At 68.9% G+C, this 14,940-nt stretch carries 10 protein-coding genes and 1 tRNA gene; 7 read left to right on the top strand and 4 right to left on the bottom strand.

Translation table 11 applies throughout. The features are described from left to right. The first annotated feature begins 11 nt into the window (after window positions 1-11). The 3 genes from V7Z54_RS01135 (at window position 12) to V7Z54_RS01125 (ending at window position 1,586) form a co-directional block, all read left to right on the top strand. Entirely contained in the window at window positions 12-998 is a 987-nt protein-coding gene (locus tag V7Z54_RS01135) for a DNA-directed RNA polymerase subunit alpha (protein WP_334133721.1), read from the top strand. Window positions 999-1,080: 82 nt separating this feature from the next. Continuing rightward, complete coding sequence (gene rplQ / locus V7Z54_RS01130) at window positions 1,081-1,485, top strand: 50S ribosomal protein L17 (RefSeq protein WP_334133719.1); 405 nt, start codon at window positions 1,081-1,083, stop codon at window positions 1,483-1,485. 24 nt (window positions 1,486-1,509) lie between these two features. Further along, window positions 1,510-1,586: transfer RNA gene (locus tag V7Z54_RS01125), tRNA-Met, on the top strand. 156 nt (window positions 1,587-1,742) lie between these two features. Here V7Z54_RS01125 and V7Z54_RS01120 read toward each other — a convergent pair. The 4 genes from V7Z54_RS01120 to V7Z54_RS01105 form a co-directional block, all read right to left on the bottom strand. Beyond that, window positions 1,743-3,005, bottom strand: coding sequence for a CaiB/BaiF CoA transferase family protein (locus V7Z54_RS01120; protein ID WP_334133718.1), 1,263 nt, complete (start codon window positions 3,003-3,005; stop codon window positions 1,743-1,745). A 145-nt stretch (window positions 3,006-3,150) separates the two neighbouring features. After that, the gene (locus V7Z54_RS01115) at window positions 3,151-3,675 is read right to left on the bottom strand and encodes a low molecular weight protein-tyrosine-phosphatase (protein ID WP_334133715.1); all 525 of its coding nucleotides are present in this window, start codon (window positions 3,673-3,675) and stop codon (window positions 3,151-3,153) included. 23 nt (window positions 3,676-3,698) lie between these two features. Beyond that, window positions 3,699-4,322: a MarC family protein gene (locus tag V7Z54_RS01110; RefSeq protein WP_334133713.1), complete on the bottom strand. Its 624-nt coding sequence runs from the start codon at window positions 4,320-4,322 to the stop codon at window positions 3,699-3,701. Window positions 4,323-4,397: 75 nt separating this feature from the next. After that, complete coding sequence (locus V7Z54_RS01105) at window positions 4,398-7,358, bottom strand: bifunctional diguanylate cyclase/phosphodiesterase (RefSeq protein ID WP_334133711.1); 2,961 nt, start codon at window positions 7,356-7,358, stop codon at window positions 4,398-4,400. A gap of 295 nt (window positions 7,359-7,653) precedes the next feature. Between V7Z54_RS01105 and V7Z54_RS01100 the strand changes: the two genes are divergently transcribed. The 4 genes from V7Z54_RS01100 to secD all read left to right on the top strand — a co-directional run bounded on the left by V7Z54_RS01100 (window position 7,654) and on the right by secD (window position 14,926). Then, window positions 7,654-11,298 (top strand): indolepyruvate ferredoxin oxidoreductase family protein, encoded by a 3,645-nt coding sequence (locus V7Z54_RS01100; RefSeq protein ID WP_334133709.1) that lies wholly within the window; start codon window positions 7,654-7,656, stop codon window positions 11,296-11,298. A 145-nt stretch (window positions 11,299-11,443) separates the two neighbouring features. Continuing rightward, entirely contained in the window at window positions 11,444-12,466 is a 1,023-nt protein-coding gene (locus V7Z54_RS01095; protein ID WP_334133754.1) for a DMT family transporter, read from the top strand. A 200-nt stretch (window positions 12,467-12,666) separates the two neighbouring features. Further along, window positions 12,667-12,996, top strand: a complete 330-nt coding sequence (gene yajC, locus V7Z54_RS01090) for a preprotein translocase subunit YajC (protein ID WP_334133708.1) — start codon at window positions 12,667-12,669, stop codon at window positions 12,994-12,996. A gap of 58 nt (window positions 12,997-13,054) precedes the next feature. Next, window positions 13,055-14,926, top strand: a complete 1,872-nt coding sequence (gene secD / locus V7Z54_RS01085) for a protein translocase subunit SecD (RefSeq protein WP_334133707.1) — start codon at window positions 13,055-13,057, stop codon at window positions 14,924-14,926. Window positions 14,927-14,940: the final 14 nt, after the last annotated feature.

The raw sequence follows: 14,940 nt of genomic DNA, 5'->3' as shown, positions 1-14,940 counted from the left end.
AGGAAGTCCGAATGCTGAATAACCTGCTCAAACCCAAGACCATCCACGTCGAGCGCCTGTCGGCCAATCGCGCCGAGGTGACGCTCGAGCCCTTCGAGCGGGGCTATGGCCACACGCTGGGCAACGCCCTGCGGCGCGTGCTGCTGTCGTCGATGGTGGGGCACGCCCCGACCGAGGTGACGATTGCTGGCGTGGTGCACGAATTCTCCACCATCGAAGGCGTGCAGGAGGATGTGGTGCACATCCTGCTCAACCTCAAAGGCGTGGTGTTCAAGCTGCACAACCGCGACGAGGTGACGTTGAGTCTGCGCAAGGAAGGCGAAGGGGTGGTCACCGCCGCCGACATCCAGACGCCGCACGACGTCGAGATCATCAACCCCGAGCACCCGATTGCGACGCTCGCCCCCGGCGCCAAGCTCGACATGCAGATCAAGGTCGAAAAGGGTCGCGGCTATGTGCCGGGTAACGTGCGCAAGGGCGACGATCACCGCAACAGCATCGGCCGCATCGTGCTCGATGCGTCGTTTTCGCCGATCAAGCGCGTCAGCTACGCGGTCGAAAATGCCCGCGTGGAGCAGCGTACCGACTTGGACAAGCTGGTGCTGGACATCGAGACCAACGGCGCCATCGGGCCGGAGGAGGCGGTGCGTGCCGCCGCCAAGATTCTGGTGGAGCAGCTGTCGGTGTTCGCGCAGCTCGAGGGCGGTGCAGCGTTCGAAGGGGCGGCCCCGGCCAAGAGCGGCACCCCGGCGTTCGATCCGATCCTGCTGCGTCCGGTCGACGAGCTGGAGCTGACGGTGCGCTCGGCCAACTGCCTCAAGGCCGAAAACATCTACTACATCGGCGACTTGATCCAGCGCACGGAAAACGAGCTGCTCAAGACGCCGAATCTGGGCCGCAAGTCGCTCAACGAAATCAAAGAAGTGCTGGCTTCGCGCGGCCTGACGCTGGGCATGAAGCTTGACAACTGGCCCCCCGCCGGGCTGGAAAAGCGCTGACCGGCTCTGTTTTCATTTCCTCCCAGTGACCCCCGGCGGTACCTGATCCGGCCGCCGGTGACAAGACAGAAAGGAACTCATCATGCGTCACGGACACGGACTGCGCAAACTCAACCGCACCAGCGCCCACCGGCAGGCGATGCTGCGCAACATGGCCAACTCGCTGCTCAAGCACGAGGCCATCAAGACCACGCTGCCCAAGGCCAAGGAGCTGCGGCGCGTCGTCGAGCCGCTGATCACGCTGGCCAAGAAGCCGTCGCTGGCCAACCGCCGCTTGGCGTTCGACCGCCTGCGCGACCGCGAGACCGTGGTCAAGCTGTTCAATGAACTGGGGCCTCGCTACGCCAACCGCCCCGGCGGCTACACCCGCATCCTGAAGATGGGCTTTCGCGTTGGCGACAACGCCCCGATGGCTTACATGGAGCTGGTCGACCGTCCCGAAGCGACGGCGCAAACGAGCGAGCAGGCCGGTCAACAGTCGGAATGATCGTGCTATAATTGCATTTTCTGACGCGCGGTGGAGCAGTCTGGTAGCTCGTTGGGCTCATAACCCAAAGGTCGGTGGTTCAAATCCACCCCGCGCAACCACATGCCTAACCCGCTGGCCTTTGCCAGCGGGTTTTTTGTTGGCGCGCAACGGCGCCGTGCCATCATGGCCGAGCCCGGCCCGGGCAGAAACGGCTGAAAGCGGCGGCTGCCGGCGCGACCAGCGCCGCTGTGGCGCCGCGGCAGCCGCCGCCCCGCTCAGTCGGCGCGCGCCGGCCAGTGCGGGGCCGCGCGCACGTCGGCGTCGTGCTCACCCAGGCGCGGGGCCGGGTGGCGCAGCGCCCCCGGCGTGGCGCTGAGTTTGGGCACGATGCCGGGCACCTTCAGCGGTCGGCCTTCGCGGTCGGTGGTCTGCACCACCATCTCGCGCGCCAGGTACTGTGGGTCGGTGGCGATGTCGGCGGCGGTGTAGATCTTGCCCACCGGCACGTCGGCAGCGTCCAGTGTGGCGATGACCTCGTCGACGGTGCGTTGGCGGGTCCAGTCCTCGATGGCTGCGTCGAGCTCGGCGGCCCGCCGCGCGCGGCCGTCGTTGTGGGCCAGTTCGGGGTCGTGCGCCAGGTCATCGCGGCCGATGGCGTGCATCAGGCGGCGGAAAATCCCGTCACCGTTGCCGCCGATCAGCACGTAGGCGTCCTGTCCTTCGGCGTCGGGCCGGCAGCGGTAGGCATTGGACGGCGCGATGCCGGGCAGGGCGCTGCCGGCGCGCTCGCGCACCACGCCGAAAGCGTCGTATTCGGGCAGCAGGCTCTCCATCAGGTTAAAGACGCTCTCGTACAGCGCCACGTCCACCACTTGGCCGGTGCCGCCGCGCGCGTCGCGGTGGTACAGCGCCATCAGCACGCCAATGACGCCGTGCAGCCCCGCTATGGAGTCGCCGATCGACACCCCGGTGCGCACCGGCACGCGTCCCGGCTCGCCGGTGAGGTAGCGCAGGCCGCCCATGGCCTCGCCCAAAATGCCAAAGCCGGGTTTGTGCGCGTAGGGCCCGGTTTGCCCGTAGCCGGACAGACGCAGCATGATCAGGCGCGGGTTGAGGGCGTGCAGCGCCTCCCAGCCCAGCCCCCAGTCCTCCAGTGTGCCGGGCTTGAAGTTTTCGATCAGCACGTCGGCCTCGGTCGCGAGCCGCCGCACCAAGGCTTGGCCGTCGGGCTGGCGCAGGTCGGCCACCACCGAGCGCTTGTTGCGCGACTGCACCTCCCACCACACCGAGGTGCCGTCACGCAGCAAGCGCCACTTGCGCAGCGGATCGCCGGTGCCGGGCGGCTCGATCTTGATCACGTCGGCGCCAAAGTCGGCGAGGGTCTTGGCCGCAAAGGGGCCAGCGATGAGTTGCCCCAGTTCCAGCACTCGAATGCCGGCCAGGGGGCCGTGGCGCGCCGCGGGTGGAGCGTCGGTGCCCGCAGCGCCACCATCAGCAGGTGGGAGGGAGGGTTGGCGATGAGCGGGGCGGTCGTTCATGGTGGGCAGGATCGGTAATCAGGGCTAGAGGCGGGCAGACGCGGTGCCACCACAGCCACCGCTGTCGCGCCGTACCCCGGAGCAACACCAGCGGGTGCTGCGGGCGCCACACGGAGGAGGTGCCCATGCTGCGGCGCGCTGGCGGTTAGGAATGCGACGCGGGCGGCACGGCCAGCCCGCGCTGGGCCAACACGCGCCCGATGTGGTCCAACAGTCCTTCGGTGGCGTCCTCGACCAGGTCCAGCACGTGCTCGAAGGCGTCGGCCCCGCCATAGTAGGGGTCCGGCACGATGGGGCTGTCATGGTGGCGGCAGAATTCGGCCAGACGCCGGATTTTGTGCCGGTACGCCGCAGGGCAGGCGGCTTGGGCCAGGGCCAGGTTGTCCCAGTCCATGCCCAGCAGCAAGTCGGCGTGCTCAAAATCAGATGCCGAGAGTTGGCGCGCCCGCAGATCGGACAAGTCGTAGCCGCGCAGACGTGCGTGGTGCTGGGCGCGCGGGTCGGGCGCATGGCCCACGTGGTAGGCGTGCGTGCCGGCCGAGTCCACCGTGACCCAAGTGTGCCAGCCGCGCTGCTGCACGCGTTGGCGCAGCACGGCGTGCGCGGTGGGGCTGCGGCAGATGTTGCCCATGCAGAAGACGACGATGTGGTAGGGGCGGCTGGCGATCATGTGCGGATTGTGCCGCGGCGTCGTCAAGCTGCGCCCAACGCGGGAAACAGCCTTACCAATCCGCTGGCCATCACCTCCACCGCCAGCGCGGCCAGGATCAGTCCCATCAGGCGCGTCATCACGTTGATGCCAGTTTTGCCCAGCACGCGCGCAATGGGCTCGGCCAGCGTAAAGCACACCCAAGTGGCCAGCGCCACCACCAGTCCGTAGCCCACCAGCGCTGCGTGCTGCCAGAAGGTCTGCGCCTGGTCGGCGTAGATGACGACCGTGGACATGGTGGCTGGGCCGGTGAGCAGCGGTATCGTCAGCGGCACTACCGCAATAGAGGCGCGCCCGGCAGCATCATCCACTTCGTCGCGCGTGGCCTTGGCTTCGGCCGGCTGCGCGTTGAGCATCGACAGCGCCGACATCAGCAGCAACATGCCGCCGCCGACCTGAAAGCTCGCCAGCGAGATGCCGAAAAAGTCCAGAATCTGCAGTCCGGCTAGCGCGGAGACGGCGATGACGAGGAAGGCGGTGGTGGCCGAAATGAGCACCGTGCGCCGCCGCTGCGCGCGGGTAAAGCCCACCGTGTAGTGGATGAAAAAGGGCACGATGGCCAGTGGGTTGACGATGGCCAGCAGCGTGATCAGCGGCTTGAGGTTCATGGCGCGATGGTAGCGCCTGGGCGCGCGCGCAGGCAGTGGGCGCCGGCGTGTGTCCAGCGTCGGGATCGGAGAATGTCACGCGCCGCTGGCCGCCACCGGCGCCTGGTGCACCCGCAGCCAAGCCAACAGGTCCTCGGGTGCGAGCGCGCGCGCGTACAGCCAACCCTGCACCGCATCACAACCGTGGCGGCGCAGGAAGTCGCACTGCGCGGGGGTCTCGACCCCCTCGGCCACCACGGTCAGTTCCAGGTCGTGCGCCATCGACAGTGTGGCGCGTACGATGGCGGCATTGTCGGCGTCATCGGGGATGCCAGCGATGAACGAGCGGTCGATCTTGAGTTGGCTGATCGGCAGGCGTTTGAGGTAGCCTAGGCTGGAGTAGCCGGTGCCGAAATCATCCAGGCACAGCCGCACACCCATGGCGGTCAGGGTATGCAGCCGCTCGATGAGCTCGTCGTCGGCGTGCAACAGCAGGCCTTCGGTGACCTCTAATTCCAGCCCCTCGCCGCGGCCGTTGAAGGGCTGCAGCGCGGCGCGCACCTGGTCCACGAAGCCGGGTCGGGTAAATTCGATAGGCGAGACATTGACCGCCAGGGTGAGTGAGGCAAAGCGAGCGCCGAGCGGCCCGCTGCGCCACGCAGCCAGTTGGGCGCAGGCGGTGCTCAGCACCCAGCCGCCCAGCCGGTCGATGAAGCCGCCCTCTTCGGCCAGCGGAATGAATTCGACGGGCGAGATCGCGCCCAGCGCGGGGTGCGTCCAGCGCAGCAGCACTTCCAGCCCGCGCACCTGGGTGCCGCTGGCGTCGAGTTGCGGCTGGTAGACCAGCGAGAGCCCCCCCTGCTCGGGGTCGTCCAGCGCAGCACGCAGCGCGTTTTCCAGCGCCAGCCGGCGCGCCGCCTCGGCCTGCATCGACGCGTCGAAAAAGCGCCACTGGTTGCGCCCAGCCGCCTTGGCGGCGTACATCGCGGTGTGCGCCTGGTGCAGCAGCTCCTCGACGCTGTCGCCGTCGTCCGGAAAGACCACCAAGCCCTGGCTGGCGTTGAGGCGCAGCGCCTGCCCCTGTACCTCAATGGGCTGGTCGAGCGACGCCGCGAACTTGCGCGCCACGGTGGCGGCGCCCTCGCGGCCGCGCACGCGCCGCAGCAGCGCCACGAATTCGTCGCCACCGAAGCGCGCCAGCGCATCGCGCTCGCGCAGCGCATCGCGCAGCCGCTGCGCCACGGTTGCCAGCACCTGGTCACCGCAGGCGTGGCCGAAGCTGTCGTTGACGCGCTTGAAGCGGTCCAGGTCGAGCAGCAGCACCGCAAACGCTTCGCCACGGGCGCGCGCGTGCTGGATTTCCGCCTGCACCAGAGCCGTCCAGCGAGTGCGGTTGAGCAGGCCGGTGAGCGGGTCGTGGTGCGCCAGGCGCTCCAGTTCGGCCTGCTGCTGGATGAGCTCGGCGGTGCGCTCGCGCACCATGGCCTCGATGCGCCGCCGCTGCCCGGCGCCCACGAGCAGGAAGGCGCCCAGCATGCCCACCGCTACGAAGCCGGTCACCGCCATGGTGTGCAGGCGGCTGGCGGGTAGCGCCTCGCGCCAAAACGCCGGCTGCGGCGTCACGCGCAGCTCCCACTCGCGCTGGGCGAAGCGCAGCGGCCAGACGGTGCGCGCGCCGCTGGGTGCGATGGCCTGGGGCTCGTTTTCGCACCCCGCGGGGCCGACCAAACGCTCCGCGCCGCGGCGCGCATGCCGATCAATAAGGCACAGGGTCAGCCCGGCTAACGGCAGCCCGTCCCAGGCGGCACGCGTCAGATCGTCCATGCGGAACGCCGACGCCACGATCCCCAGCGGCGCGTGCGGAGGCTGCGGCTGGTGCACCGCATGGTAGGCGACGACCCCGCGTTGTTCTCCGGTTTCCTGCACCAGCCGCACCGGCTCGGTAGCCTGTGGGCGTCCGGTGGCGACGGCGCGTTCCACCGCCTGCCGCAGCGGTGCGTAGGACAAAACGTCCAGGCCCAGCGCCCGGCGGTTGGACTCCAGCGGCGCCAGGCGCGTGATGACGATGTGCTCCGGTGCAGGCGGCGCCGGGAAGGTCTGTCCCTGGGCGTCGCGCCCCAGGATGGGCCAGCCGGGCTCGCAGCACTCGTAGCGGGCGCGACCGGCGGCGTCGACGCGCCAGTTGAAGCTGAAATTCTGTGTGCCTGGGTAGCGCCGCAGCCACACTTCGGTGACCCGCTCGAAATCTGCCTGCGTCATCCAGGGCTCGCGCGCCATCACCAAGCCCAGCGCCTCCACCGTATCGAGCTGGGTGTGGAGCCGACGCTGCAGCGCGCGTGCCGCCTGTTCGCTGATCTGGTCGAGCCGCACCGCCATCTGCTGTTGCTGGCTGTCGATGGCGATGCGCACCGCGGCCACCACTGCCAGTAGCCCGGCCAGCAGCGGCAGCCCTACGCTCGTACGGCGTGATCGCCACGCCGGGCGCGGCTCGCCCAGCAGCAGCAGGGCCAGGGGCAGCACCAACACGGTGCCCAGCGCATCGCCTATCCACCAGATTAGCCATTGGTCCAGCGCGTCAGCCGCAGGCACGACGCCCCGCCACACCAAGGCCGGGATCATCAGGCTGGCTTTGACGACGGCGGTGGCGGGAAGCACCACGAAGAGCAGCTGTGCTACGGGTGCAGGCGCATCAAATGCCGAGGGGTAGCCGACCCAGCGACGCACGGCCCACGCCGTCAGGGCAGCCATCAAGGTCGAGCCGAAAGCGGCGTACAGGACGAGCCCGTCAAGCCAGGGCAATCCCAAGGAGTGTTGGTAGGAGGCGTTGAAGATCGCCGTGCCGAGAAAAACCCCGGGCCAGGCGAGGCGCCCGTAATGCAGGGCCGCCGCTGCCGCTACCCCGGCCGGAAAGAATACGATGAGCGCATAGTCCTGCGGTGTACGCAGCCAGGTGGCCAACTCGCCCGCCACGACGTAAGCACCGGCGGTGGCCAGCGTCACGAGGGCGGCGCGCAGCAGCAGCATGCGGGCGTCGCCAGTGGCAAAGAGAGAGGCCATGATGTACCGAGACCCAACGACTTCAGCAACTGTAACACCGCGCGCCCGAGTCTGGACGGAAAATGGACACGAGGGGTGCGCAGGTGCGCACCAGATGCGGATTTACCCGCAGTGAAGCCCTTGCGGCTGGCGCGGCGCGGCAACCCTCCGTACACTGTGGGCCGTGTGCGGACGGTGCCCCGTGGGGCGTGCGGTGCGCCGGTGATCCCGGTGTGGCGCAGTGGGCGATGCTGGCAGGCCCGCCGTCCGGTATCCGTGGCTTACCGGCCACTTGTCCTGACGAGGAGACCCTGCCATGACTGCTCCCCTGCCCGAGCATGTACAGCATGCGCTGCAGACGCTGTCGCTCGACGACAAATATGCGCTGGAGCGCGGCCGCGCCTTCATGAGCGGCATCCATGCGCTGGTGCGCCTGCCGATGTTGCAACAGCAGCGCGACCGGCTGGCTGGCAAACGCACCGCCGGCTTTATCAGTGGCTACCGCGGCTCGCCGTTGGGCGGCTACGACCAGGCGCTGTGGAAGGCGCGCGAGCATCTGAAGGCGCACGATATCGTCTTTCAACCCGGCGTCAACGAGGAACTGGCCGCTACCGCCGTGTGGGGCACGCAGCAGCTGGGCTTTGCACCGCCGGGCAGCGCCACGTTCGACGGCGTCTTTGGCCTGTGGTATGGCAAAGGGCCGGGGGTGGACCGCTGCTCGGACGTCTTCAAGCACGCCAACCTGGCCGGTACCACGCCCTGGGGCGGGGTGATTGCGGTGGCCGGCGACGACCATGTGGCCAAGAGCTCCACCGCCGCGCACCAGAGTGACCATATTTTCAAGGCGTGTGGCCTGCCGGTATTTTTCCCCGCCAGTGTGCAGGAGATTCTGGACCTGGGCCTGCACGCCTGGGCCATGAGCCGCTACGCCGGCGTGTGGACCGGCATGAAGACCATCCAGGAGATCGTCGAGTCTAGCGCCACGGTGGAGATCGACCCCGAGCGCGTGCGTATCGTGCTGCCTGAGGACTTCGAGATGCCGCCGGGGGGCGTGCACATCCGCTGGCCCGACGCGCCGCTGGAGCAAGAGGCGCGTCTGATGGACTACAAGTGGTACGCCGCGCTGGCCTACGTGCGTGCCAACCGGCTCAACCACAACGTCATCGAGGGACCCAATGACCGCTACGGCATCATCGCCAGCGGCAAAGCCTACAACGACCTGCGCCAGGCGCTGCACGACCTCGGGCTGGACGACGACACCTGCCGCCAGCTGGGCATTCGCGTCCACAAGGTGGCGGTGGTCTGGCCCCTGGAGGCGCAAATCACGCGCGCGTTTGCCACTGGCCTGCGCGAGATCCTGGTGGTGGAGGAAAAGCGCCAGGTCATCGAGTACCAGCTCAAAGAAGAGCTGTACAACTGGCGCCCCGACGTGCGCCCGGACGTGCTGGGTAAGTTCGGTGAAATCGAGGGCGACCACAGCGGGGGCGAGTGGTCGATGCCCAACCCCAGCGCCAACCAGCTGCTGCGTGCCAACGCGGATCTGACGCCGGCCATCATCGCACGCGCGCTGGCCAAGCGGCTGGGCAAGCGCGGCCTGTTGCCCGAGGGCAGCGACGTCGCCGCGCGCGTGCAGGCCCGCCTGGCCCTGATCGAGGCGCGCGAGCGCGCGCTGCAGACGCTGCAGGTGCGCACGCTGGATGCGCAACGCCTGCCGTGGTTTTGCTCGGGCTGCCCGCACAACACCTCCACCCGCGTGCCCGAGGGCTCGCGCGCCATGGCCGGCATCGGCTGCCACTACATGGCCATCTGGATGAACCGCAATACGGTCGCGTTTACGCAAATGGGCGGCGAGGGCGTACCCTGGGTGGGGCAGCAGCCGTTTTCGCGCGAAAAGCACATTTTTGCCAATTTGGGCGACGGCACGTACTTCCACAGCGGGCTGCTGGCGATCCGGCAAGCGATTGCCGCCGGGGTCAACATCACCTACAAGATTCTGTACAACGACGCGGTGGCGATGACCGGTGGCCAGCCGGTGGGCGAGCGGCCCGAGGGTCACTCGGTGCTGCAGATCGTGCACAGCCTGCGCAGCGAGGGCGTGCGCAAGCTCATCATCGTGACCGATGAACCCGGCAAATACACCCACGCCCGCCACACCACGCTGGGCGGTGTGACGCTGACGTTGCCCACCGATGTGCCCGTGCTGCACCGCGACGAGCTGGACCGCGTGCAGCGCGAGTGCCGCGACACCGAAGGCGTGACGGCCATCATTTACGACCAGACCTGCGCTACCGAGAAGCGCCGTCGGCGCAAACGCGGCCTGATGGCCGAGCCCGACCGGCGGGCCGTCATCAACGAGCGCGTGTGCGAAGGCTGCGGCGACTGCGGGGTGCAGAGCAACTGCCTCAGCGTGGAGCCCCTGCAGACGCCGCTGGGGCGCAAGCGCAACATCAACCAGAGCACTTGCAACAAGGATTTTTCCTGCATCAAGGGCTTCTGCCCCAGTTTCGTTACCGTCGTGGGCGGCACGCTGCGCAAGCCGGTGCGCGACGCTGGCCTGCCCGAGGGGGCTGCGCCTTCGGCGCTGCCCGAGCCGACGCTGCCCGAGCTGCAGCCCGGTGCCGGCACCTGGGGCATCGTGGTGGCCGGCGTCGGCGGCACGGGCGTCATCACCATCGGGCAGCTGTTGGGCGTGGCGGCGCACATCGAGGGCAAGGGCATCGTCACGCAGGACGCAGCGGGCCTGGCGCAAAAGGGGGGTGCCACTTGGAGCCACGTGCTGATCGGCGCGCGCCAGGACGATATTTTGACCACGCGCGTCAGCACGGGTGCCGCCGATCTCATCTTGGCCTGTGATCCCATCGTTGGCGCCAGCGCCGAGACGCTGGCGCGGGTGGCGCCCGGTCGCACCCACGTGGCGCTCAACGCCCAGGCCACGCCGACGGCGGCCTTTTTGATGGACCGTCAGTGGGAAAACCCGGCGCAGCGCTGCGTGGCCGCGATCACCGAGGCCGCAGGCGCCGACGCGGTGGCGGCGTTTGACGCGGAAGCGCTGGCGTTGCGCGTGCTGGGCGACACCCTCTACGTCAACCCGATGGTGCTGGGCTACGCGTGGCAGAAGGGCTGGATACCGCTGCGGCGTGAATCGATCGAGCGGGCCATCGAGCTCAACGGGGTGGCGGTGGCGGCCAACCGCGCCGCGTTCGACTGGGGCCGACGCGCGGCGCACGATCCGGACGCCGTGCGGCGGGTGCTGCAGCCGACGCAGGTGGTGGTGCTGCACCGCCGCCCGACGCTGGAGAGCGTCATTCGCGCGTGGAGCGAGCACCTGCGCGGCTACCAGAACGCCGCTTACGCCGAGCGCTACGAGGCGCGGGTGCGCCGTGTGCAGCAGGCCGAGGCGGCGCTGGGCGGCGGCAGCACCGCGCTGGCGCTGGCGGTGGCCGAAAACCTGGGTGCGCTGATGGCGTACAAGGACGAGTATGAGGTGGCGCGCCTGTACACCGATGGAGCTTTCTTGCAGCGGCTGCGCGAGCAGTTCGAAGGCGACTTCATGTTGCGCTTCCATTTGGCGCCACCGCTGCTGGCGCGTCGCAATGCACGCGGCGAGCTCATCAAGCGCGAATTCGGGCCCTGGATGATGCCGGTGTTTCGCCTGCTGGCTCGCCTCAAGGGGCTGCGCGGCACCCCGTTCGATCCGTTTGGCTACACGCAAGAGCGGCGCACCGAGCGTGCCCTGATCGCCGAGTACGAGGCCGCCATCGAGGCGGTGCTGCGCGACCTGCGCACCGAGCGGCTGCCGCTGGCGCTGGAGATTGCGCGCTGGCCAGCGCGGGTGCGGGGCTTCGGGCACGTCAAGGAGCGCAACCTGCAGGCGGCCCGGCCGCTGTGGGACGAGCTGCTGCGGCGCTGGCAAGCCGGCGACAACACCGCGCAGCCGCCAGCGGCTGCGCGGGCGGCCTGACACTGCTGGCCGGCACGCCGGCCTGTCGTGCGCGAGACGGCCCCGGCGCGCCGGGGCGCTGCGGATGCGTACACTCCAGGGTTTTCCGGTCATCGTGGGAGGCGCAGTGCAGTCAGGGGGTAGCGTGGCATGGGCGGGCGGGCGCATCGGCAGCGGGTTGGCATGGGCACTGGGGGCCGGGGCCCTGTGGGGCCTGGTGTTCGTGGTGCCGCTGATGCTGCCGGAATATCCGGCGCTGTTGCTGTCCGTCGGGCGCTACCTGGCGTTTGGCCTGCTGTGTCTGCCGCTGGCGTGGTTCGACCGTGCCGAGCTGCGCGCCCTGTCGCGCGCCGACTGGTGGCACGCGACCAAGCTGGCCTTCGTCGGTAACCTGCTGTATTACGCGCTGTTGGCCAGTTCCATCCAGCGCACCGGTGGGCCGCTGTCCACGGTGATCATCGGCACGCTGCCGGTGGTGATCGCGCTGGTGGCCAACCGGCGCGATGCCGCGCGCGATGGTCGGCTGCCCTGGGCGCGTCTGTGGCCGGCACTGGCGCTGATCGGCCTGGGCATCGGGCTGGTCCACCACAGTGAATGGCAGGCGCTGCATGCCGACCCGGCGCGCGATGCGGCCGCCTATCTGTGGGGGGCGCTGTTGGCGGTGGGCGCGGTGGCCTGCTGGACCTGGTACCCGCTGCACAACGCCGACTGGCTGCGCGCGCACCCGCAGCGCAGCGCGCGCGCGTGGTCTACTGCCCAGGGGCTGGCAACCCTGCCCCAGGCGGCGCTGGGCTTTGCGCTGGCGCAGGCTGGGCTGGCCTGGGCAGGCGGCAGCGGCTTTACGCTGCCGTTTGGGCCCCGCCCCGAGGTCTTCGTGGCGCTGATGATCAGCGTCGGGCTGCTGGCGTCGTGGCTGGGCACGCTGTGCTGGAATGCGGCCAGCCAGCGCCTGCCCAGTGCGCTGGCTGGGCAGCTCATCGTGTTCGAGACGCTGGCCGCGCTGCTGTATGCGTATCTGTGGCGTGGCGAATGGCCCGCCGCGGCGTCGGCGCTGGGGGTCGCGGCGCTGGTAGCGGGCGTGTGGTGGGGGGTGCGCGTGCGCCCGCAGCGGGAGGTGGCGCAGGCGCACCCGGGCCGAAGCCGACGGGTGCGCTGCGCCAGCCAGTGCAGCGGGAACAATGCACCCTAGGGGGTGGCTGCTCAGCCCCAGTGGCGCGGCTGTGGGCAGGCGCCCTCTGCTGCGCAGTATTGACAGCCGGTGGTGCACGCGTGGGTACAATGGCCGTTTGACGTGCCGAGGGGGTAGTGCGGGCTGGCGTGCAACGCCGGTTGTACGTGGCTCCGACCCGCCCCGACATTTTTCAGCTTTGATTCGCTTGAGGAATCGACGTGTTCATCTCCACTGCCTATGCCCAGGCCGCCGCTGGCGGCGACGCGCCTTCCACGCTCATGAGCCTGCTGCCGCTGGTGCTGATGTTCGTGGTGCTGTATTTCGTCATGATCCGGCCGCAGATGAAGCGCCAGAAAGAGCATAAGGCGATGATCGACGCGCTGGCCAAGGGGGATGAGGTGGTGACCGCCGGCGGCCTGCTGGGCCGGGTGTCGCGCCTGGGCGATCCGTACATCGGCATCGAGCTGGCCGACGGCGTCGAGGTGCAGCTGCAGCGTACCGCGGTGGTGCAGGTGCTGCCCAAGGGTACGCTGAAGTCGGTGTCGTGAGCGTCGTGCCGGTCCGGCCCGCAAGCGTGCGGCGCGCGCTGCAGCAGAAAGCCTCGTCATGAACCGCTACCCCTGGTGGAAGTACGCGGCCCTGGTGGTCGTGCTCGTCGTTGCGGCGTTGTACACGCTGCCCAACTTCTTTGGTGAGGCGCCGGCGGTGCAAGTCTCGTCGGCTCGGGCCGGGCAGCGGCTGGACGATGGCGTGGTGGCGCGTGTCGAGCAGGCCCTGACGGCAGCGGGTTTGCGTGCCGAGGCCGTGCAATTCGACGGCCAGACGCTGAAGGCACGCTTCGACAGCACCGACGCACAAATCAAGGCGCGCGACGCCATCGAACGTGCACTCAACCCGGACCCAGCGCAGCCGACCCACGTGGTGGCGCTGAACCTGCTGCCGCGCACGCCGGCGTGGCTGCAGGCACTTCACGCGCAGCCCATGTATCTGGGGCTGGACCTGCGTGGCGGCGTGCACTTTTTGTTGCAAGTGGACATGGCGGCGGCCGTGGACAAGCGGCTTGCCGCGCTGGTGGGCGAGGTGCGCACCGTGCTGCGCGACCGCGGCGTGCGTCATGGCGGGGTGCGTCGCGAGGGCTCGGCCCTGATCGTGCGTGCGCGCGATGCCGACACCGCGCGTGCGGCCGCCGACACGCTGGCGCGCGAATTCCCCGATCTGGCCAGCACTGAGCGCGCCGATGGGGCCGAGACGTTGCTGGTGCTGACCCTGCGTCCCGAGGCGGTGCGCCGCGTTCAGGAGCAAGCGCTCAAGCAAAACATCCTGACGTTGCACAACCGCATCAACGAGCTGGGCGTGGCCGAGCCGGTGATCCAGCAGCAGGGGCTGGACCGGGTGGTGGTGCAGCTGCCGGGTGTGCAGGACACCGCCAAGGCCAAGGACATCCTGGGCCGCACCGCGACGCTGGAGGTGCGCATGGTCGATGAGAGCCCGGAAGGGCTAGCGGCCGAGCGCGGCGACGGCCCAGTGCCGTTCGGCTCCGAGCGCTATCCAGACCGCAACGGGCACGCCGTGATCGTCAAGCGTGAGGTGATTTTGACCGGCGAAAACCTCACCGACGCGCAGGCTGGCTTTGACAGCCAGACGCAAGAGCCGGTGGTCAACCTGACGCTGGATGCCAAGGGGGCGCGCATTTTCCGTGATGTTACGCGCGACAACGTCGGGCGGCGCATGGCCATCTTGTTGTTCGAGCGCGGACGCGGCGAGGTGGTGACCGCGCCGGTGATCCGCACCGAAATTGGCGGCGGTCGGGTGCAGATTTCCGGCCGCATGACGACGCAAGAAGCCAACGACGTGGCGCTGCTGCTGCGTGCCGGCTCGCTGGCGGCGCCCATGGAGATCGTGGAGGAGCGCACGGTGGGCCCCAGCCTGGGTGCGGACAACATCCGCATGGGCTTCAACAGCGTGGTGTGGGGCTTCGCGGTGGTGGTGGCCTTCATGTGCGTGTACTACCGACTGTTTGGCGTGATCTCCAGCGTGGCGCTGGCGGTCAACCTGATGCTGCTGGTGGCGGTGCTGTCGATGCTGCAGGCCACGCTCACTCTGCCGGGCATTGCCGCGATGGCGCTGACGTTGGGTATGGCCATCGACGCCAACGTGCTGATCAACGAGCGCGTGCGTGAGGAGTTGCGCAACGGCTCGGCGCCGCAGACGGCCATCCACAAGGGCTACGAGATGGCGTGGGGCACGATCGTCGACTCCAACCTGACCTCGCTGCTGGCGGGACTGGCGTTGCTGACGTTTGGCTCGGGGCCGGTGCGCGGGTTTGCCGTGGTGCACTGCATCGGCATCCTGACCAGTATGTTCTCGGCCGTGTTTTTCTCGCGTGCGCTGGTCAATCTGTGGTACGGCCGACAGCGCAAGCTGCGCTGGGTGTCGATCGGCATCGCGCCGCCGCGCGCCGACGGTCAGGCCCGCTGAAGGGGCGCTTGAGG

The sequence above is a fragment of the Tepidimonas sp. genome (genome assembly GCF_036824975.1).
GTDB lineage: Bacteria > Pseudomonadota > Gammaproteobacteria > Burkholderiales > Burkholderiaceae_C > Tepidimonas.
This window is presented reverse-complemented; position numbering and strand designations above follow the sequence as displayed.

Bases quoted from the DNA above. Each gene is read 5' to 3' on its own strand.
- V7Z54_RS01135 (WP_334133721.1), top strand. From the start codon at position 12: ATGCTGAATAACCTGCTCAAACCCAAGACCATCCACGTCGAGCGCCTG.
- rplQ (WP_334133719.1), top strand. From the start codon at position 1,081: ATGCGTCACGGACACGGACTGCGCAAACTCAACCGCACCAGCGCCCAC.
- V7Z54_RS01120 (WP_334133718.1), bottom strand. From the start codon at position 3,005: ATGAACGACCGCCCCGCTCATCGCCAACCCTCCCTCCCACCTGCTGAT.
- V7Z54_RS01115 (WP_334133715.1), bottom strand. From the start codon at position 3,675: ATGATCGCCAGCCGCCCCTACCACATCGTCGTCTTCTGCATGGGCAAC.
- V7Z54_RS01110 (WP_334133713.1), bottom strand. From the start codon at position 4,322: ATGAACCTCAAGCCGCTGATCACGCTGCTGGCCATCGTCAACCCACTG.
- V7Z54_RS01105 (WP_334133711.1), bottom strand. From the start codon at position 7,358: ATGGCCTCTCTCTTTGCCACTGGCGACGCCCGCATGCTGCTGCTGCGC.
- V7Z54_RS01100 (WP_334133709.1), top strand. From the start codon at position 7,654: ATGACTGCTCCCCTGCCCGAGCATGTACAGCATGCGCTGCAGACGCTG.
- secD (WP_334133707.1), top strand. From the start codon at position 13,055: ATGAACCGCTACCCCTGGTGGAAGTACGCGGCCCTGGTGGTCGTGCTC.